This window comes from Rhizobium sp. PL01 (genome assembly GCF_033447125.1).
Taxonomy (GTDB): Bacteria; Pseudomonadota; Alphaproteobacteria; order Rhizobiales; family Rhizobiaceae; genus Pararhizobium.
Genome location: NZ_JAWQUM010000007.1, coordinates 65,636 through 84,591, shown reverse-complemented (window position 1 = coordinate 84,591; position 18,956 = coordinate 65,636). Strand labels below are relative to the sequence as shown.

Sequence of the window (18,956 nt, the reverse complement as noted above, 5' to 3'; positions counted from 1 at the left end):
GTTGCGGCAAAACGTGCTTCGCGGGAGAGCGTAGCAATGGTCATACGTTAGGCCCCTTTTTGCAGGTCCGGGTGTGTGGGCAACACGACAAGTGAACTGCTCTTTCCCCCCTTCGGGTCACAAGGTCTTCCTCTGGCCCTCCCGAAACGCGCCCCCGACTAGGGAAGGTCGACGCGGCTGAAATGGTCGTCCACTGACTTGACAGGCCGAAAATGAGTGAACCCTAAGCCAACCCGGAACGCCGCGGGAACGATTACGGTACCGTTCCCGAACTGCTGCACTGCACTACGTCTTCTGACGTAGCCTGATCGCTGTGGAAAACATGGTCCTTTGCCCAAGGGCGTCTCAATCGTGCCATGGGAACTGGAGAGTGCCCGACGTCGTTTCGTATCTGTAAGGAGAACAGATATGTCCAACCCCAAAGTCAGACCCGCACTCGAAAAGAAGCCTTTATCGCCGCGTGGAAGCTACGATGTCGCGTACTTTGCACAAAAACATGGGCTTTCCTTGAAGGATGCAATGCGTCTCATCAAAGCCCACGGCTCAGACCGCGACGCGGCCGATCGGGCGGCCCAAAGGTTCCATCACTAGAAGGTTCAGGATCGGCAGGTTTAAAACGTGAGACCCAGCGCCAACCCAGCGTGTGTCAGCCCATCGTTGGGGCCATCGCAAAGATTGGCGTTCGAGGAATGATCGACAGTTGCCAAGACATTGACGGTGTCGGTGACCTTCACGCCGAGTGCGGCGTGCTCCCTGAACAACAGGCGACACCCGAGGCGAGGACCTGACCCGCTGTCTAGGTTACCATTGTGCACCGTGCCACCCGCTCCAAACTCAGCGAATACGGTTTCAGTAAGGGGCACATGCCAGTTCAGGCCAGTGTAGACTTGATCCGTCGCGCCAGATCCACCAGAGACACCAACTTGTATCCGGGGCTCCAATAGGATTTTGGCCACGCCTGTTCGAGATGAGGAGAAAGGTGCGAGGTAGATTTCAGCTGATCCAATTGGCCCGTGATCGCTTGATCTTGCGCTTTCTATTGAAGAGTTCGCACCAAAGCGAACCTCATCAAAGATCTCCCCTGCAGACGCTGGCAGTAGCCACGAAAAGTAGCCGAAGGCAGCCACAGTCGACATTACTTGGCGAAGCATCGAACCTCCTCGAATCAATCTTGAAAGAATTACATCCCGTCTTCAACCTGTCCATCAGTTCTCGCGGGCTGAGAAAGCTATTCGCGCGGAGATCCGCTTGTTCCAGGCCACCTGATGAGATCCTGGTAAGATGGAACTTTCGTCAAGCCATCATCGAACAGGTTCCAGACTTTGCCCTGGGGCGGCCGGGACGACGAGAACGATCTGGCGCTTGCGTAGCTGGACGTCTCCAAGTCGTTGTACTTGCGGAAATCCGCTCTCGTGACGCTCCAGATGTGGTCGCGCTTGTCCAGACGGGCCATGACCCGCACCGGTCGCGGTTGACGAGCGATGATCCCGGCGCATGCGATCGGGGGATTTCTTGTCGCCGAGATCGCGATAGCCGTGCACCAGCGGGTGCGGTCATCGATCTTGAGATTGAAGAGGACACGGGTGAGGCTGGCCGCCAGAAAGGCGCGCATGGCGAACATGTCACCGCGGTAAACAACGGGGCTAGGATCTCGAACATATGGTCGTGGTCAGCGTCCAGAATCTCGAACCTTTCGCCGAGGTATCGGGTGCCGTTCATGCGATCATCATCGAACGGCGACTGGCTTTGGCGATTGAACAGGGCGTAAATCTTGTGGCGCCTGGTGCCACCTTCGAACACCTTTCGGATGGGGGGAGGATTGAACATCTGCGGCTCCTATGTGGGTTGCGACTGAGGCCGAAGCCGTTTTGCCCTCTCCTTCAGTCCACCGAATACCCCTCCTCGGCCGGCGCGTCGCGGGCAGCTGGTCAAGCCGCCATCTGGCGGCCGGCACCTTCACCGTTGATGCGCTGTCCGCGTATGCAGCAGCGCTCCTTTCTCCCTCATCGCCTTCAATGCCTCATTCCAGTCCTCGCATCGCGGCCTCAGCCGCGAGAAGTCGCAACCCGCGAGCGCGGCCATCTGCCGGATTCGATCGGCAAACACCTCTCCTTGGACATCGTTGTCGGTGGCTGCGACAAGATGTGCGTTCTCTCGTGCTGCCAGGATCGCCAGTGCCTGCGCGGTCAGCGGCGACCAGCCGCCTCCGGTGCTGACATAGAGCGTGTCAAGCCTTATCGCCTCGATCGCCGCCAGACTGAGGGCATCGATAGCGGCCTCCGTCACGCAGATCCGGCGAGCGTTGACCTTGCCGAAGCGGAACAGCGATTTCGCGCCACCGGTCGAAAACCCGCGCCATTCCGGCCCTCGTTCCTCCCAGCCGATAACGCTACCAGTTTCATCGACATGCTTTGCCCACATCGAGCCGAACGGCCCTTCCCGCAAAATGCCGGCTTCGATTGCCGCAGAGACGACCTGCCATGGCAGCCCCCTGCACTGCCGGAGATAGGTCCAGGTCGCAGATGTCCGCCATGGGGATCTTCGATAGGCCCAACGGTCACTGACAGAGCCCGTTTCCCTTGGCCGGCCGGCCGGTCCCTTCCAGGAGGGTGTCTTGGGCTGGAACGCCACCAGATCACCAACCGCTGCTAGCGCGTCGGTGAAGCCGACGCCAAGCAGGTAGCTTGCGAGCGCGAAGACATCGCCCTTGGCATCGGAGCGCGCGTCAAACCAGCCCTTGTCGGCATGGATCACGATGACAATCTCATCGGCGCGCCGGAATTTGACGGCGCGCCTGGTGCTTTCTTTCAGGTCTATGGCGAAACCCTCGTGCTCCAGCACTGCGGCGCAGCCGACGCGTGCGCGCAAGTCCTCGATGTCGCTCTTCTCCATCACGCTTCCTCTGTTGTCCTGATTATTCCAGCTTCCGGCGCCCAGGCGCGAAGATGGAAGCGCGCAAGGGCGCGGTTCGCAACCTGCAGATCTGCGGGACAAGAGCGCGGCAAAGCCTCCCTTGCGCGTGCATCAGCGCAAGCGGCACGCCATCCCCGAAGGGGTGGTCGGCTCAATGAGCCGACCCGTAAGCAAAGGGATCATAAATGGTGATGATGGCGTCTTCATCGCCATCATACTCGGCGGAAAGCATGACGCCGATCTCGCCATCGATTTCAAAGAGCGTGACCGGGACCATCAGGGTCCGGGCAAGATCGAATGCGTGGTTTTGTGCAAGGCTGAGATCCGACATGTAAGGCTCCATCCATTGGCGGGGCCAATCCCCGCTCGATGGCGCCCGAGTGAGCCGGTCACGACCGCGGTCACCTCTGAGGCGCAGCCGCAGAGGTCGCAGGCGCTGCGAACCCCTTGCGGGTTGACCGTCGAAGGGCGGGACTGGATTAGGGATGCCAGACAAGAGAGCGGGATTGGCAAGACCCATGGATGGAGCGTGCTCGGGCTCGGTGGAAATTACTGTCCACCCATCCGATCAGCCGATCAGCCGATTAGCTGGTGCGCTAAAATCTCCGGATAGCAATCGGGCTCTGTACTGCCTTGCCTATGACAGCCGGATTGCCAAAATCGCATCTGGATCGCTGCTGCGCCGAGACGTGCTTGCGTGATGAAAGCCCGCGGGATGATACTTGCTGAGCCCGCGAACGGCGTTCCCTCGCTTCAAAGACGAGGAGCGATCTCAGCTCCCTATCCGTCACACAGCTTCAACGGGCCGCCGCAGACTCACGCGATTGAGGCCCTCGCCACGATTTTCATGAAATCCGTCCACTCATGGCCATTTTTAAGTGTTTCATAGCATTCGAGTATTATATGGGAATGAAGGCTTGATGGTTCTTGGCCAAATAGGGGTGCCGGAGGAACATGATAAGGTGACGCAGTCTTTTAAAATCGACGCAGACGACCTTGCCGGTCGTCTAAAGTTGGCGCTTGCCGGTACGCATGGGCGGGACGTGTTGCTTGGTTCCGTGAGATCGCTCGTGGCAATCGAAGTTGCAGAGTGGAACAGCGAACGCCGCCAGCCGGCTACGAATGATATTCCCTTGATTGGCCATCCCATACGCCTTACCTCGACCTGACTGACCTTCTCTTGATTCAGCGGATGGTACGCGTCTCGCAGTCAATATGGCGATTGCCATAGATGCGAGTGACATCTCCTCCGAGCTTGGAATTCAACAGCGGCCGGATTTCCAACAGCGCGGCGTTTACATCTTTCTCGCCCGTTAGACTGGCATACGGCTCGAGCCAAGCCAGAGATTCCGTGTTCGCTTTCAAACCTGGCTCTACCGTTTGGGCTTCTCCGGCAATAGCCTCCACAATCTTTGGATTTCTCACGCCATTAAGTGAAAAGCCTGCGATGATCTTCAGCCGTTCGAGATCCGCCTGTCCATTGCCATAGCCTGCATCGCATATCATGGCGATTGAAGTGACGAGCGGCGTCAACGCGTGCAATTGATAGTGCAGGGCATATTTTTTACGCCTCATCTCAAGTGGGATGCTACCATCTGCGGCTGAGCCCGTGACCATGGTGCGGTTACTATCAATCGACCAATCGACGAGCTCGGTTTGTTTCGAGAGAATGCCAATCTGCCCGACACCGAGGCTGGCCCAAGCACGTAAGTTATTGCGGCTTGCCCCCTTCGTTGCGTCGTTGTCGAAAAAGTCCATAGTTGCCTTGGCTCGGGCCAGAAGCCACGTTTCGATCGCCTGTTTTTCTGCCTCCATACCCGGGACCATGCTCCTTGTCTCCGCATACGCGATGGCAATGCCGCCAATTCGTGAGGGGACCGCAAGCTTGGCGTTGGCCGTGCGCATATCGCTCAGTGCATCCGCTTTGGCCCAGGCATGGATGGCATTTAACACGCAAGACGACATGATAAGTTGTTTCTTCTGATCGTCTTCGGCTTGCGCCTTGCCGATCTGCCGCGTCAACCCTTGTATGAAGCGGTCAATGCTTTTCAGGACGCTGGTCACTTCGGCATCGGATTCGGCGTCGATGTCGGATCGGGTCTTTGAATCAGCTTTGTAGCGACTGCCGAATTCGAGACTGACGACCGGATCGGGAACGTCAGGGCACTTCGCTTTTGCCGAAGCAATGTTGGTCATTCCGACAAAAAGCACGAGCGCACCAGTTGTTACTGCCCATCCGGCAGTCCCTTTTCCTTTAAGAAAATCGGACAAATTCACCCCCCCGTTCCGGCTTCTGTAAGCACAAGCATATGGGCTGCATCGGGATTACCTGCCTCGGCAGCCTTGCGCATCCATAGCTGCGCCTCCTGCAGTGATGGCCTGGTACCTGACCCAATGGCATAGGACTGCGAAAGCAGATACATTGCTTCCGCATCTCCGGCCTGGGCAGCCTGTTTCATCCAGACAAAAGCCTTGCCCGCAGCACGGCTGTCCTTGGAATCCAACAGCATCAATTTGGCCAGTTCTCGCATCGCAACAGGCTGTCCGGTGTTGGCCGAGCGCTCGTACAGTGCTTTGATATCGACCCTCAAACTGACTTGGCGTCGAATCTCGGGTTTCACACTGTTCAGCATCAGCAGCTTTTCGGGCATTGCCGCGGTATCGGACCGCTGTAAAAGCTCAACGAAAATGTCGCCTGCAGCGCGCGGATTGTAGGCTTCGCTTTTGCTGTCGGAATAGTATCGGACCAGACGATAGTATGCCGCGGCTTCGCCCTTGGAGCGCGCCTCGTCAAACATATGCAACGCTGTTTTAACTGACTCTTGCGTGTTAAGCGAAAGATACAGTTCACCAATCTTGACCTTGCGCCATTGGTCATCTGCAGCGATGTGCGTGGCAATCGTCAGCCAGCGTGATGCATCTTGAGGATATTTGCGTATGGCAAATTCCGCTAGCGACATGGAATCGTCGTAATCACAGCGTTGCGAGCCAATCGCCCGCCGGTAGTATTTGTCGCGGTTTGCCACGTCAGACGCGGCTTCAGCCAAGAGCAACTGGGCCGCCATGTCGCCTCGCCGTTCCATTGCCTCGCTGTAGGCATCACGTGTCAAAGATGGGGAATGAGACTGCGCGGCCTCGATCTCCTCGATAAGGCTGACGGCCCGTCCAAAACCTTGGTCAGCAAGAGGTTGAAGAATGTGCTCTGCAAGCTCAAGGCTCTGCTTGTCAGAGGCATAGTTCTCGATAAGGAAACGCGCAAAGCTTAGGCCGGCATCGGGACTGATGGGCTCGTCGCCCAACGGAATGCTTTGTTTCGCCTGCGCCAGCTGACCTCTACCGAGGTTCAGCTTAAACTGAAGCAACGCTGCTTCAGCCGTTGCGCCAGGCTGCCCTTCCGCGCGTGCTTGCCAGAACTTCAAAACCGCTTCCGAGTGGCCGGTGCTTTCGAGATATCTTTGGTAGAGCGCCATTGCGCTAGCCCGGCCATAGAGCGCCTGGGTCTGAAGTGTGGCTATCACGAGGGGATCCGGCACTGCGGAAAGCTGTTCGGCCTGGGTGGCGTTAAGGACGAGGGTTTCGTTGCCTGCGGTATCTTCCGTATGGGACCAATAGGATGCAGACGCCAACTCCGGTCCTTTCGGCGTGAGGCACAAGTAGATGCGTTCGAGCTTCGCTATCGCATTGATTTCGCCATGATTGACGATCGAGTCTGTGAGGAGATCGATTGCCTTGATCAAGGCAGCGTCATCAGGGCTTTCTCGCAGAAGCAAATCGACGAAATCCTTCCTGCTTTCGACGTCGCCATTTTCCACCGCCTTTTCCAGAAGCATCCGGGCCTCTGGCATCGATTGCCATACGCCGTCACGAATTTGAATAAGCCGCGCCAACCGCGCGAACGCCCATGGCGGCGGGGATTTTCGCTCGATCACTTTTCGCAGACCCGCTTCATAGGCGGCAGCATCTTCCGGTGAAGCGTCCTTCATCTTTTCATGCAGCCGAATCTGCCTCACCAGCCCGACCTGGTTGCCCGCCTTTTCCGCTATGCGATAATAATAGAAAGCCTTCTTTAGGTCCTGGTCCACTATCGAACCTTCTGCATAGGTTCTTCCCAGTTCCAGTATCGCAGTCATATTGCCACCATCGGCAGCCATGGTCAGGTATTTAAGAAGGACCTTGTTGTCCTTGACGATCTTTTCGCTCAGCAGGTTATATTCTGCCACCTTCCAGGCAGCGTAGCTGTCACCAAGGTCGGCAGCAAGACGATACCAAGCCAAGCTGGTGACAGGATTGGCCTTCACAATGTCGCCGCCACCGTCATATTCGCGCGCAATGCGTCCAACGCGGTCGCAGATGCCTTCGTCGAGCGCCCCGACGAGCGAGCCGAAGGCCATGTTAACGGCCAGTTCCGGCTCGATATCCCATTGATCAATCTTTTCACCGCGTATCGTCAAGCCTGCCAGATCAAGGATCGCATCGGTGTTGCCCCCAAACGCTGCGTGAATTTTCAGATTGAGACCATTTTCTCGATCGGGATCAACGCCTTTGCCTTGGATCAGGTAGTCCGCCAAGGTATTTGCTATGCCCGTCGAAAGATCTTTCTTTGCAAGCAGCTTTTGGATAAGCCCTTGTTTCCTCACCTCATCGCTCTGGCCCAAGGCTAACATGAGTTTGACTTTGTCGAAGAGCGCGTCCTCGTCGGTGTAGTTGGCCTTGATCGTTGGCAGCAACTCCTGCATCCGGCCTATAATCTTCTCAAACCGTTTAGCGCCAATGTCACGCAGCCGGTTCATGTCGCGTATCGTCTCATAAGTGCTGCGCTTGGGCAGCGCCTTGCGATCCCAGTTGTTCCAATAGGTGATGACATCTTCGTCACTGATCCGGGGAGCACATACGGCTGTCTTTGGGATCTCGATCTCCGGTGGCATGAACCCTACCTCGATCGGTTCGCTTCGTCCCGGTGTTGCTGTAGCGGCAAGCATTCCTCCCAAAAGCAACAATCTGGCCAGTGTCTTTGCGATCATAACGAACCTCCGGGATCCCGTAAAATGCGGTTAGCGTGCAATGGTGCTCGGTACGGCTATGGCGTTAATCGTATCGCCGGTTTCCGTCACAACAACAGCGATGCCAGCCAGCCTCTTAAATTCAACCTTGCCAATCCTGGCGAGTTCCGTTTCGCCATCGCGCACGACAAGATCAAGATCCAGCGGCGCTCGCAACGCGACTGATTTCGATGCCCCCCTTGTCACATCTGACACAGCATCGGCGCCTGCCTGTGGCACGAACAGGTCAAGTTGCGCCCTTTCTGTAAGATTATAGAGCGTAAGTGTCGCCTTTGCCGGGTTCTTCGTCATATCGTCTTCGACGGTGGTCTCGCCTGTGGCTGTCAGGACTGCGGAATAGAACTTGCCGGCCTTTGCCGAGACATTGGCTTGCCCAAAACTCGATGAAACAGACACCTCACCCGGCGTCACGGCAACATAGGGCGAAACGCCGCCGGTCAGTTGGTTGAAGGAACTGCTCTTGACTGACGCGATGGAGGAGCCCGGTGCTATCACGCGCACAAAGGCCGCTTTGGGGTCGATCGGCTTGGCGTAAAGCGCACCGTCATCGGCGACAGCCGGATGTCCGACTGCGAGCAACGCAGCAACGCCTATCCATGTCATAGGGAAGCGAGGGGTCATGAATCTTCTCCAGATTTTGTCTTGCATATGGACAGGGTTGTTCGCTCGCCAACAGGTGAATCAAATGAGACCGCGACCTTGTTGAAGGCTTTGTTTTGAAAATCGGCCAGCGAGAAGTAGAAGCGCCCCGTGGATCTCAGGCGATCGCCGCGCTCTATTGAGCGTCGGTGGACCTGGCCATCGCCATCCGTGAGGGTGAAAACGGCCTTGCGCCCGAGATCTTCGCCCAAATCCGCTTGCAGGACGTCGTTCGCGCTCAACGTGATGCCGGAAAGGTCCGTGCCGACCGTGTTCCCGTCGACCGGTGAGGCGGCGAGCGGTGCACTGCACTCGTTCAAGGACGCGGCCATAATTTCCATCCAGGGCGCCGCCCCGAACTGGCCGAGATTATTGTAGATTGGATTTTCCCAGACGAGAAATCGTGGGCGCTGTTGCTGAAACTCTCGCGACGTCACGAAAGACAGGATGGAACCGAACTGATTGCCACCTGAAATAGAATAGTTTTCAACCGGCATCTCGGCTGAATGTTCAAGAAACCCCGCAAAGTTGCTGATCGGCTTGTCCGAATAGCTTGTACCGATAAGCGCAATTGAGGAATTGTCACTCCCACCAAAAATGTCGAGGGATTTGGTTTCTCCGGTTTTCGCCTCCTCGCGGCGAACTGCACCATAACTATGCGCGGCCACTGCGGGCAGGTTGGAGACACAGTGCTTTTGCAGCAGCTCGCGCATGCTGGATGATTCAGGCTCTGGCGCCACCTCCAGCATATCGAAGCGAACGGGGTTTACATCGGAATAGGCCGGGAGCGACCTTATAACGTCGGCAACGGCTTGCGCTGCGATGCCTGCGCCATGAGCTGTCCAATGGAAATCAGACTTGAAAAATGCGTATTCGCCGAACGCATTTGTCTCGTTCTTCCGCATCGGTGTGGCGACATCAACAGCGGCAACGCCCTTTTCGCTGAGCCGTCGTACCACATCATTATATACATTGGCTGCGATGTCCGCATCGAATCCATAAAGCGCTGCCTTTGCGGGAACCAGTTTGGGCATAGCCTGGGATTTGGTTGGCAGCGGCATGTAGATCAGCGTGGTACCCTTTGTTTCAAGGGCCTTTGCCATCGCTGCAATATGATCAATGGTCTGATCAGTGAAGGCATGCTGGAGCCTGATATCCGCCAGGATACGAAAGAACATTCCGCCCCTGCCCTCAATCATCTGCAATTCGGATATTTGTTCGATATTGGTGCAGCCGTAACCGGAAGGAGAATCTTCCGCCGCTTGTGCTACCGCCGCCCGCGCGTTCCCCGTGATGCACAGGGCGACCGCCACAGCGACCCCATATCGTTTCCCGTTGTTCATGGTCCTACCCCTGGTTCGCTCTTAGCTTCGGTATTGCCGATGGTGGCCAGCAAGCTGCTCGCAGAGGCCCGGATGCCGATGCTTCCGTTCTCATTTGCGATTTTCAGATAACGTTCTGCCTGTTGCTCCTTGTCCGGTGTTCTATCGGACCCAGACAGAAGCATCACGGCCATCCGAAACGCTGCTTCCGCATTCTTGCCGCCGCCGCCGGCGTTTAACAGAGTTTCCAGCTGGTCCCGTTTCGTGCCGAAAGGCCGGCCTTCTATGTAAAAGCGGATCAGCGCCTCGATTGCTTTTTCGTTTCCGCGCCGGACTTGTGTTTCAAGTGCGAGTTCGGCCTGCGTGAGGTGGGCCGGTGCAATTTTCACGTCGGTTCTGGACAAAATCTCCACCATTTGACCCACGGCATAGGCGCGATCCTGAAAGACGGCGATGGAAAAATAATGCAGCGCATCTGTCGCCAGTCCCGGATCGTTCATGGCGTTCAACCTTTCACCCATCCGGAAAGCGCCGATACTGTCGCCGTGGTCCGCCAAAGCCTGCAACTGACGATACGACACAGACTTGCCGGCAAGCACGCGTTTGCGCACCATTTGCAATTCCGTCGGCAACTCGGATTGCGCGGATTTGGCCGCCACACTGGCCTGGATGGGGACCGGCTTGACCGATGGCTTGCCCGATGACAAAGGCGCCGCCGACATCGATGCGGGTTGAAGCGCCAAGATCGCCGCGACAGTGGCTGTTATCAGGGTGGGGAGCGTTCTCTCAAACATTGCTCTCTCCGGCGCCGGTGTGATGCCCGCCCGTTTCCCCGCTATCCTTGCGCCTCCACAGCGCACCCTTGCCGAGATAGCGGACCGGGAACTCCCAGACCATGATGCTCGGCGGCGCCTGGTCCAGGACATCGCTGTCGATGAGCTCGAGCATGGGGACGCCGGGCCCGAGGCCTTCCTTGGCAACATTAACAACGTCCACAGAAAGCGACTGGCGCAGATAATCGGCAAAGCACCAGTTTTCGTTGGCACTGTAGCTTGTGCCGACAAGCATCACCGGAACGGTACTATCCCCGCCGAAAATGTCGGTGCTGTCAGCGGCAGTCGTGGCGACGGTGCGAAAGATCGCTACGTTTTCGGGCTTCAGTCCGATCTCAGGAGCATAGTCCGGCGAGGTGATAAACTTGGTGAGATCGCCCCAGACATTAACGGATGCCTCTTGCTCGCCGGAAATCTGCGTCGCCGAAAGTGCAAGACCGGCGCGCTCAACTGTCATCTGCACGGCCTGCGCTGTTACCTTCGCACCCGCAGGCGTCCAATGGGTATCGGAGGGCAAGAACAGATCCCCCCCGGTCTTGGCGTCGATCAACGCCGAGCGGGTGTCAACCACGGTCATGCCGGATTTTTCCAGCCCGGCGAAAAAGTCCCGGTAGGCCTGCGCCATATACTCGGTTTTCATCATGGACGGCAGATGCTCGGCATAGACGTCGGACTTTGCCGGCAGGGGAACAACCACAAGCTCGATGCCCCGTTCTTGTAGCTCTTCGCGAACCTTGCCAATCCTGGCGACAGCATCCTCGATGTCGGACGCCTTGATGCGCTTGAATTCCTCGTCGGTGAAGAGCCAGCCATCGTCGCCGATCACAACGCCTTTTCGGCCGGCACCAAGCAAGGCATAGCGGGCATTGCCAACGATCCCGACCGACGAGGCACGATGGGGCAGTTCATTCTTGTAGAGGGCATCGAGATCGCGGGTGGTCGCGCCATCGATGACATTCAACAAGGAGAAGTCCCCGGCTGGTAGCATGTCGGCCCTGGGGTCGGCAGAAAGCAGCAATGCGGAGTTGGCGTAGATGGCGTAACCGAAGAACACCGTCGGCAGAAGCAAGGTTGCGATATTGGTACGGGTATTGGCCATATCTTAGCTCCTGTCAGAACTGAAAGTAGAGGAAGGGGGAGACCGACTGCTCTGACAGACGGGCGACCGTCACGGCCAATAGAAGGCTCATGGCGATGGGATAGGCAAGCGACGGGCTGGCTGTTGCCGTGCCATCCGAAGATATGGACAGGCTATGCGAACCGGCGACGATTTCTGCATCGGTCAGCTTTTTGAAATAGGGCTCCGCGAAAACCGCGAAGATTGCTAGAGCCATGAAAAGGAGGTTTTCGCGGGTGACGTTTGCCAGGAACTCGATACCCGGAGCCACGCCATTGAGGCCGACCATGCCGCCATAGACGGTGATCGCCTCGCTGACGTTTGTCGCCCGAAACATCACCCAGCCGATAAGAACGACAAGCAGCGTTGCAGGCAAGGCAAGGGCACGGGTTTGTGCGCGCTTGCCAACGCCGCTATAGCGCTCGATGGCAAGCCAAGTGCCATGCCATGCCCCCCACAGAACATACGTCCAGTTGGCGCCGTGCCAGAGCCCGCCGAGCAGCATGACCAGGAAGAGGTTGACATAGACGCGGGCGGGGCCTTTGCGATTGCCGCCAAGCGGAATGTAGAGATAGTCGCGCAACCAGGTTGATAGGCTGATGTGCCATCGCTGCCAGAACTCGGTGATCGACAGACTGAGATAGGGGGTGTTGAAATTCGGCTTGAAGCGGAATCCCATCATCAGGGCGAGGCCGATCGCCATGTCTGAATAGCCCGAGAAATCGAAATAGAGCTGCAGCATGTAGGCAATGGCACCCAGCCATGCCTCGACCATGGTCGGATTTGCCATTGAAAACACCTGGTCGGCAATCGGCGCTACCGTGTCGGCGATCAGTACCTTCTTCGCCAACCCGATCGTAAAGATGTAAAAGCCGGACGTGACGATCGGCAGGCTGTGCACGCGCGAGATGAACTGATCAGTGAGATCGCGAAACCGCAGTACGGGACCGGCAATCATGTGCGGGAAAAGCGCCATAAAGGCCGCGAAGTCGATGAAGTTTCGCGTCGCCGGTGTATCCTTGCGATAAACATCGACGATGTAGCCGATGGCGTGAAACACATAAAAGGACACGCCGATCGGTAGGATCATCCGCCAGTGCACACCCAGTTCGTCGGGTGTTGTTCCGATCAGGGCTGCAAAGCTGTCGACAAAGAAATTCAGGTATTTGAAGATGCCGAGAACGATCAGGCAGCCAATGATGCCAATGATCATCGTGTTCCTGGATCGCGGCTGGCCATCCCACCGCGACACCAGCAGGCCGCATCCATATGCCCAGGCTGTGACGGCGATGAAAAGCAGAAGGAAGTCCGCGCGCCACCACGCGTAGAAGATGTAGGACCCGATCATGATTGTCCAGGAACGTAGGCGATCCGGCGTCAGGTAATAGGCCGCCAGAAACAGCGGTAGAAACAGGAATAGAAATGTCTCGGAGGAAAAAACCATTGGCGTCAGCTCCCTGATTGGCAGTCGTTCCGAACGGAAGACTGGTCGGTCGCGTGGAAAATGAGGGGAGTGCGTGCTGCCGTGTCGGTCTGACCGGCGGCGGTCCGCAGCAATCTTGGTACATCGGCAGCAAATTCGCCGTCGAGCAGGATCGGAGATTGTCCGGAGAAGTCGTTGCGATAAAGCGCGACAGCGCTCGCCGCCCCCCCATAGACGCCGGATCTGTTGGTGATGAACGCGTTGCCATCGATTGTCAGACGGGCGGTCGCTGCCTGTTCGACGACCGAAACCCCGGCACCGGCATTGCCGATCAGCTGATTGGTGGACACCATGACCGCGTCGCTGTTGCGAACCTTGATGCCGGCCTGTTTGTTTTCAACCACCACATTACCGGTGATATCGACGCACGTGCCGCCGACGAGCGAAATGCCACCGCGGCCATTGCCTGCCACCAGGTTCTTTGAAACCTGAATGGAGCGGACGCCGTTGGCGAGGAATATGCCGATGCCGCGATTGCCGAGCACGACATTGTTGGCGATTTCGACGTTCGACGTGCCGCTCTCAAGGCTGATGCCCTGCGTTTCGCGGGCTCCGGTGACAATGTTCGAGACGATACGCGCATGCGAAACCCCCTTCAAGCCGACGGCCGGCCCTATCGGTTCGGCGAAGCGGTTGCCGGAGACAAGGACATCACGCGTATTAAGCAGGTTGAGGCTGCCGACATTGCTGAAATCGCTGTCGATGAAGTAGGTGTGCAACTTTGCCGGAAACAGCGCCGCGCCAATGATCGCTATGCCGCTGGTGGCGTCGGCTCCGGGGAACCCGAGATCGCTGAAGCGTGCCTTCGTCGCCTGCATTGCGCCGATCATCGCAGTCACGATAAACGGCCTGAAATCCGCCCTGCCGGAATTGCGCGCGCCATGACTGGCAATCGTCGCGCCGCTGACGCTCAACAGCCCGTTGTTGAGCATGAACACGCCTTCCTCTGTCGACAGGTTCAGCCGGTCGCCAGCGTCCAGTGTCAGCGCTGCGTCGGACCACACAATGATCGGCCAGTGCGCGGTGTAAGTGCTGCCGTTCATCTCCAATGCGCCCGGAAAGTCTGCCCTTGCCTTTTCTGCCAGCTGCCTGAGGCTGATCGGACCACCGCGAATGAACAGGGCAACGGCATTCGGCGGCAGCGCTTCATCGAGATGGGCATTGAATTCCGCCCGTTGCGGCGTCAGCTGCGTGGTCATAAAGTCGACGCGGATCTTGTTGAGGGTGGCGCTGGTTGTCGTTTTGCCAACCTCAGCCCGTCCCTTTGCGATGGGTTCAGATGGCCTGATCCCGGCGAGCCGTTCGGTCAGGAACGGTGAAAGACTCTCCATGCGCGCTAGCGGCATTGCGGCACGGCTGGCGATCCCGCTGAGCTGCCGCGACAGTCCCGCCCGCTCGGCATAATCGATTGCATCGGCCCGCGCGCTCGTCGCTGCGAATGCGAGCAGACCAGATAACAGGAGGAAGGTGCCCTTTACCATTATCGGGCCTCAGCTGTTGACGAGATGGCGGCTATCGCCGCGCAGGGGTGTCGTCTCGAGTTGCGTGCAGATCACTTCAACGAGCTGCATTTCGCTCCCCGGTCCGCAATACACAACGCCGGCCTCGCCCGCTGGAATTTCAAAACTCTCCCCGACATGCAGTGGTCGCGCCGTGGTCGCCGTCTTCAAAAGGCCCGTGCCGCCGGCGACGGTTAGCATTCGATGGAGTTTTGCGTCTTCGAGTATCGGCAAGGTCGTGCCTGCCCTTAGCGTTATCATCCGCAATTCGTAGCCGGGACCGCTGTGGACGCGGCGCACTTCCCCCCAGGTCATCTGGTTTCGGACATGTTCGGCCAATTCTCTGCGCTGGATCGATTCGAGCTTCTTGACGATCTGTTTGACCTGTTGCGCCCGAGCGCGCGTGGTGATCAAAAGGGCGTCATCGGTATCGACCACGACGACGTCGTCCATGCCGACGACGGCGACCAGTTTACTCGTCGAGCGGATATAGGAGTTACGGTTGTCGATGCTGATCACGTCGCCGGACAGGACATTGCCGTCGATGTCTTTCTCGGCAATGTGATGCAGCGCGTTCCAGGCTCCAACGTCGCTCCAGGCGACGAGCAGTGGGGCGACAACGGTGCGGGGCGAATGTTCAAAGACGATCGATTCGGTCGGCAGGTTGGTTGCCGGATAAAGTGCGTCGGCATTCAAGTAGAGGGCATGTTCGGTCTGCAAACCGAGTTTGATCGCCATGCTCACGGCTTCGAACGTCAGTGGGTCCAGCCGCTGGAATTCGGAAATGAGAACGTCTGCTCGGAACAAGCTGATGCCCGATGCCCAATAGGCGCCGCCGGCCGCGATGAGGGCGGCCGCGATCTCGACCGGCGGTTTTTCGATGAAGCTGGCGACCTTGCGTGCACAGCCAAGCGTGTCGAGCGCGCCACCGTCGACGATATAGCCGTATCCCGTTTCCGGATATTCCGGCGGAACCCCGAAGAGCACGATATAGCCTTGCTCGGCAGCTTCGCGGGCGGCAAGGACGTTGGCGGCGAGGTCACCCTTGACGATATGGTCGGAAGGAATGACGCAGATGAGCGCGCCGGGATCCGTTGCGGCCAGGACAAGCGCCGTGGCGAGCACGGCCGGACCGGTGTTGCGCGATATCGGTTCGGCAATGATGCGGGCCGGGCAACCGATATCGGTCAACTGGCGAAGCACCGTTGCGACATGGGCGCTGTTCACGGCGACGATCGGATCAGCAAAACCAACCGCCCGGTGACGCTCGACGGTCGCGTGGAAGAAGGTGACCTCGGAATGTCCATCGATCCGCTGGAACTGCTTCGGATGCTCGGTGCGCGAAAGCGGCCAAAGGCGGGTGCCGATACCGCCACATAAGATGAGGGGATGAACGTTCTGCATGCCTGCTCCTTTAAATCTATGTCTGTGACCGCGCGGCGATTGTCCCCCGCCGCCGATCGTCAGCTATTCGTGACTTCTGAAAACATCTGGCCGAGCTTCTGGCGAAGCGCGAAAATACGAGCGTTGATAATGCGGACTGAAACGGGAGTGCCGATCGCTTCCTGGTTGACCGGCGAGGTCGGGGCGAGAACCGTTTGCACCTCGCCATTGCCGGAAGGAACCAATGATTGTGAGCCGGTTGCGAGGTTGGCATAGGCCAGGCTGCCGTCCTGAAAGCGAAGTTCGGCGACATCGCCACCAACCAAAAGCTTGGACTGTTCGGCGCTGACCGCGGCAAGGACGACAGGCGTGGCGTTTAGCGCGACGGCCTCGGCGACGGTATCGCCAGCCAGCACGGTTGCGCCTTCGGTGATGGCGCCGAGCAGGATCTTGCAGTCGCAGGGCATGTTGATGCTGAGCGTATCGCCCGAGACCGCCTGGATCGTGTAGACCACGTCTCCCTTGGCTGCTTTGGTGTTGAGATAGGAAATCTGGCCGTTGGCGATGGCGCGCAACGGCTGCCCGCCGGCCGACAGCACAGCCAGTTGCTGGACTTCCTTGGAGAAGATTCGCTCGTAAACGAGGTCGAGTGCCAACGCGGCAAGCCCGATACTGAGTATGGCCGTGGCGGTCAGCCGCACCGCATTGGCGAAATAGCTGCCCAGCGTTTTTTCACCGCTCTGCTTCCTAGCGTTCGCGACACCTGCCTTGTCCCTCAGGCTGATAATCCCGTCCAGCGAGGTGATATCACCCGCGATGTAGGCGTTCAGAAGGTAGCGCAGGGTCGGAAGATGTTCGCCGGTCGGCTCGATGAAATCGAGAACAAGCTGTCCGGTCTCGGCATCCGTGCGGCTGATGCCGACATTCACCTGCAATGAGATAGTGTAGCCGTCGAAATCGAACCGCAGCACGGCGATGCGTTGCTTGCCCTGCAGGTCGGGACCGGAAAGGCCGGAGACGACGGCGGACACGAGCGAAAGGCTGAGCCCGCTGAAATGCCGGCCGTCGATGATGGCCGCGAAGGGAATGTTGGTTTTTGGATGCTCCGTGCCGGTGTCCAGCAGCGCTGTCCAGACTTCCGGCTGGCCGTCAAAGGCTTGAGCGGCATTGTCCCGGGAGGCTTTTTTCTCGATGTCCATGGTACAATCCTTCAAAGGTTAAATGATGCTGCCGACATAGGCGACGCTCAGGATCAGCCACCCCAGGGCCAAGCAATGCATGTAGCTGGAGCTGAGGGTCCGAAAGCGCTGGGTGAAGCCGACGCGGCTCCTGCTAGACTTTTCGGTTGTCTGACGGGTCCATTTTTGCCGGTCGAGGCGGAACAGGATGAAGCTTTTGACAAACGCGCCGACGACCTGGCTGAAATAGAGCAGGAAAGGGAACGAGACCGGGAAGCTGCGGCCGCGAAAGGCCATGATAATCGTGCACATGACGTAGCGGGTGAGCATGACCCAAGCGAAATAGAGCGGCAGGATCCAGGGACTGATGAAGATCGCCGAAAGCAGGATGCTGGCCGGTCCGGCGAGCGTGGTCCAGATCGAAATGCCCTGATCCAGGATCGACCACCAGGTGAAATAGCCTATCTGCGATGCAGGAAGTGCAAGCGCACGCCCATTGGTGCGTAGCATGTTGCCGAACCAGCGGGTCATCAGCACCGTGGCGGAGTCCATAAAACCAGGTTTCGGCTGGGTCTCGATCGAGACGGTGCAGAGGTCCGGCAGATAGAGCATCTTGTAACCCCTCTGCAGTAGCCAGAACCATGTCGACTTGTCGTCGCCCGTCAGGAAATGCACACGCCCGAGACGCCAGTGATCGATGAAATCGCTGCGGACCATATCGACAAACCCGGAATCCATGGCAAGGCTTGCGCGAAAGATCGACATGCGCCCTGTGAGGGTCAAAACCCGTTCGCCAAGCGACATCGACGACATCATCACGTGACGCTGGCAGAAGCGCAGGTCGAACCAGTCACGGAACAGGCGCCCGCCCTGGGTGTCGCTGTATTCGTCTGTGGTGACGGCGCCGACGGCCGGATCGGTGAACATGGGGAGACTACGGTCAATCACGTCGATTGGTACGCAGCTGTCGCCATCCACGAAGATGACGATGTCGTTCCGGCCTGGGTTGAGGCGGGCGATGGAGCGAAGCGATGTTGCCAGCGCGTCGCGTTTGCCGGTTCCGGCGATCTTGTCAATCTTTAGCGCGACTTTGCCGCGCACAGAAGGGTGCAGGGCAGCGACCGAGGCCAGCACCTGGCGAATGAGCCGGGCATCCGCCTCGTCAACGATCGAAGCGACGATCGAGGCACCACCCTTGGCTTGGTAGGCTGCCTCGAAGATCGAACGATAGACCCGGGTCGAGATTTCCGGCGCGATCTTGTAGGTGGTGACCAGGAAGAAGGTGTGATCGGTGAGGCCGCGGGCAGCGTAGGCCTCGGCGGCTCTCGCCCGTCGCCGAGGATAGGCAATGTTGAGATAGTAGGCCGCCCTGGCAAGGTTTGCTCCGGCCCAAGAGTACCGCCACAGGCCGATTAATCCGACGGTAATCAGCGTACCCGAGACGTTTTCCATCGTCGGGTGAGGCACGCCCAGCATTATGATTACCATCGACAGCAGATAAATGATGTGGGCGAGCATCGTTGCGATCC

Annotated in this window: 16 protein-coding genes and 1 pseudogene; 2 read left to right on the top strand and 15 right to left on the bottom strand. The window is 58.1% G+C overall.

All coding sequences use genetic code 11. From position 1 onward, the window contains the following. Positions 1-408: 408 nt before the first annotated feature. A complete protein-coding gene (locus R6X40_RS17445; protein WP_318415069.1) occupies positions 409-591 on the top strand; it encodes a DUF3606 domain-containing protein in 183 nt (60 codons plus the stop codon). Positions 592-611: 20 nt separating this feature from the next. On the opposite strand, the gene R6X40_RS17440 is transcribed toward R6X40_RS17445, so the two are convergent. The 4 genes and pseudogenes from R6X40_RS17440 to R6X40_RS17425 all read right to left on the bottom strand — a co-directional run bounded on the left by R6X40_RS17440 (position 612) and on the right by R6X40_RS17425 (position 3,244). Beyond that, entirely contained in the window at positions 612-1,136 is a 525-nt protein-coding gene (locus R6X40_RS17440; protein ID WP_318415299.1) for an acyloxyacyl hydrolase, read from the bottom strand. 92 nt (positions 1,137-1,228) lie between these two features. Beyond that, positions 1,229-1,827, bottom strand: a pseudogene (locus R6X40_RS17435) (DUF1419 domain-containing protein). A 129-nt stretch (positions 1,828-1,956) separates the two neighbouring features. After that, positions 1,957-2,892, bottom strand: a complete 936-nt coding sequence (locus R6X40_RS17430) for a DUF3991 and toprim domain-containing protein (RefSeq protein ID WP_318415068.1) — start codon at positions 2,890-2,892, stop codon at positions 1,957-1,959. Between the two features lie 172 nt (positions 2,893-3,064). Next, a complete protein-coding gene (locus R6X40_RS17425) occupies positions 3,065-3,244 on the bottom strand; it encodes a hypothetical protein (protein ID WP_318415067.1) in 180 nt (59 codons plus the stop codon). A gap of 589 nt (positions 3,245-3,833) precedes the next feature. Here R6X40_RS17425 and R6X40_RS17420 point away from each other — a divergent pair. Beyond that, entirely contained in the window at positions 3,834-4,082 is a 249-nt protein-coding gene (locus tag R6X40_RS17420; protein WP_318415298.1) for a hypothetical protein, read from the top strand. Positions 4,083-4,098: 16 nt separating this feature from the next. Here R6X40_RS17420 and R6X40_RS17415 read toward each other — a convergent pair whose 3' ends face one another. The 11 genes from R6X40_RS17415 to R6X40_RS17365 are packed head-to-tail and all read right to left on the bottom strand — an operon-like array spanning position 4,099 to position 18,945. After that, positions 4,099-5,190: an alginate lyase family protein gene (locus R6X40_RS17415; protein ID WP_412178403.1), complete on the bottom strand. Its 1,092-nt coding sequence runs from the start codon at positions 5,188-5,190 to the stop codon at positions 4,099-4,101. Continuing rightward, a complete protein-coding gene (locus R6X40_RS17410; protein WP_318415065.1) occupies positions 5,187-7,934 on the bottom strand; it encodes a tetratricopeptide repeat protein in 2,748 nt (915 codons plus the stop codon). The genes R6X40_RS17415 and R6X40_RS17410 overlap by 4 nt, the downstream gene beginning before the upstream one ends. Positions 7,935-7,964: 30 nt before the next feature. Beyond that, positions 7,965-8,594: an alginate O-acetyltransferase AlgF gene (locus R6X40_RS17405; RefSeq protein WP_318415064.1), complete on the bottom strand. Its 630-nt coding sequence runs from the start codon at positions 8,592-8,594 to the stop codon at positions 7,965-7,967. After that, positions 8,591-9,955, bottom strand: a complete 1,365-nt coding sequence (locus R6X40_RS17400; protein WP_318415063.1) for an alginate O-acetyltransferase AlgX-related protein — start codon at positions 9,953-9,955, stop codon at positions 8,591-8,593. The genes R6X40_RS17405 and R6X40_RS17400 overlap by 4 nt, the downstream gene beginning before the upstream one ends. Continuing rightward, the gene (locus R6X40_RS17395; protein WP_318415062.1) at positions 9,952-10,728 is read right to left on the bottom strand and encodes a hypothetical protein; all 777 of its coding nucleotides are present in this window, start codon (positions 10,726-10,728) and stop codon (positions 9,952-9,954) included. Before R6X40_RS17395 ends, R6X40_RS17400 begins: the two co-directional genes overlap by 4 nt. After that, complete coding sequence (locus R6X40_RS17390; RefSeq protein WP_318415061.1) at positions 10,721-11,866, bottom strand: alginate O-acetyltransferase; 1,146 nt, start codon at positions 11,864-11,866, stop codon at positions 10,721-10,723. The genes R6X40_RS17395 and R6X40_RS17390 overlap by 8 nt, the downstream gene beginning before the upstream one ends. A gap of 13 nt (positions 11,867-11,879) precedes the next feature. After that, positions 11,880-13,328 carry an MBOAT family protein gene (locus tag R6X40_RS17385; protein WP_318415060.1) on the bottom strand — a complete coding sequence of 483 codons (1,449 nt, stop codon included), beginning with the start codon at positions 13,326-13,328 and terminating at the stop codon, positions 11,880-11,882. Positions 13,329-13,333: 5 nt separating this feature from the next. Then, the gene (locus R6X40_RS17380) at positions 13,334-14,848 is read right to left on the bottom strand and encodes a right-handed parallel beta-helix repeat-containing protein (protein WP_318415059.1); all 1,515 of its coding nucleotides are present in this window, start codon (positions 14,846-14,848) and stop codon (positions 13,334-13,336) included. 9 nt (positions 14,849-14,857) lie between these two features. Next, positions 14,858-16,270, bottom strand: coding sequence for a mannose-1-phosphate guanylyltransferase (locus R6X40_RS17375; protein ID WP_318415058.1), 1,413 nt, complete (start codon positions 16,268-16,270; stop codon positions 14,858-14,860). A gap of 59 nt (positions 16,271-16,329) precedes the next feature. Then, positions 16,330-17,448, bottom strand: a complete 1,119-nt coding sequence (locus tag R6X40_RS17370) for a pilus assembly protein PilZ (protein WP_318415057.1) — start codon at positions 17,446-17,448, stop codon at positions 16,330-16,332. Positions 17,449-17,466: 18 nt separating this feature from the next. Continuing rightward, complete coding sequence (locus tag R6X40_RS17365; RefSeq protein WP_318415056.1) at positions 17,467-18,945, bottom strand: glycosyltransferase; 1,479 nt, start codon at positions 18,943-18,945, stop codon at positions 17,467-17,469. Positions 18,946-18,956: the final 11 nt, after the last annotated feature.

Bases quoted from the DNA above. Each gene is read 5' to 3' on its own strand.
- R6X40_RS17370 (WP_318415057.1), bottom strand. From the start codon at position 17,448: ATGGACATCGAGAAAAAAGCCTCCCGGGACAATGCCGCTCAAGCCTTT.
- R6X40_RS17425 (WP_318415067.1), bottom strand. From the start codon at position 3,244: ATGTCGGATCTCAGCCTTGCACAAAACCACGCATTCGATCTTGCCCGG.
- R6X40_RS17380 (WP_318415059.1), bottom strand. From the start codon at position 14,848: ATGGTAAAGGGCACCTTCCTCCTGTTATCTGGTCTGCTCGCATTCGCA.
- R6X40_RS17420 (WP_318415298.1), top strand. From the start codon at position 3,834: ATGGTTCTTGGCCAAATAGGGGTGCCGGAGGAACATGATAAGGTGACG.
- R6X40_RS17400 (WP_318415063.1), bottom strand. From the start codon at position 9,955: ATGAACAACGGGAAACGATATGGGGTCGCTGTGGCGGTCGCCCTGTGC.
- R6X40_RS17385 (WP_318415060.1), bottom strand. From the start codon at position 13,328: ATGGTTTTTTCCTCCGAGACATTTCTATTCCTGTTTCTACCGCTGTTT.
- R6X40_RS17430 (WP_318415068.1), bottom strand. From the start codon at position 2,892: ATGGAGAAGAGCGACATCGAGGACTTGCGCGCACGCGTCGGCTGCGCC.
- R6X40_RS17410 (WP_318415065.1), bottom strand. From the start codon at position 7,934: ATGATCGCAAAGACACTGGCCAGATTGTTGCTTTTGGGAGGAATGCTT.
- R6X40_RS17365 (WP_318415056.1), bottom strand. From the start codon at position 18,945: ATGCTCGCCCACATCATTTATCTGCTGTCGATGGTAATCATAATGCTG.
- R6X40_RS17405 (WP_318415064.1), bottom strand. From the start codon at position 8,594: ATGACCCCTCGCTTCCCTATGACATGGATAGGCGTTGCTGCGTTGCTC.
- R6X40_RS17375 (WP_318415058.1), bottom strand. From the start codon at position 16,270: ATGCAGAACGTTCATCCCCTCATCTTATGTGGCGGTATCGGCACCCGC.
- R6X40_RS17395 (WP_318415062.1), bottom strand. From the start codon at position 10,728: ATGTTTGAGAGAACGCTCCCCACCCTGATAACAGCCACTGTCGCGGCG.
- R6X40_RS17440 (WP_318415299.1), bottom strand. From the start codon at position 1,136: ATGTCGACTGTGGCTGCCTTCGGCTACTTTTCGTGGCTACTGCCAGCG.
- R6X40_RS17390 (WP_318415061.1), bottom strand. From the start codon at position 11,866: ATGGCCAATACCCGTACCAATATCGCAACCTTGCTTCTGCCGACGGTG.
- R6X40_RS17445 (WP_318415069.1), top strand. From the start codon at position 409: ATGTCCAACCCCAAAGTCAGACCCGCACTCGAAAAGAAGCCTTTATCG.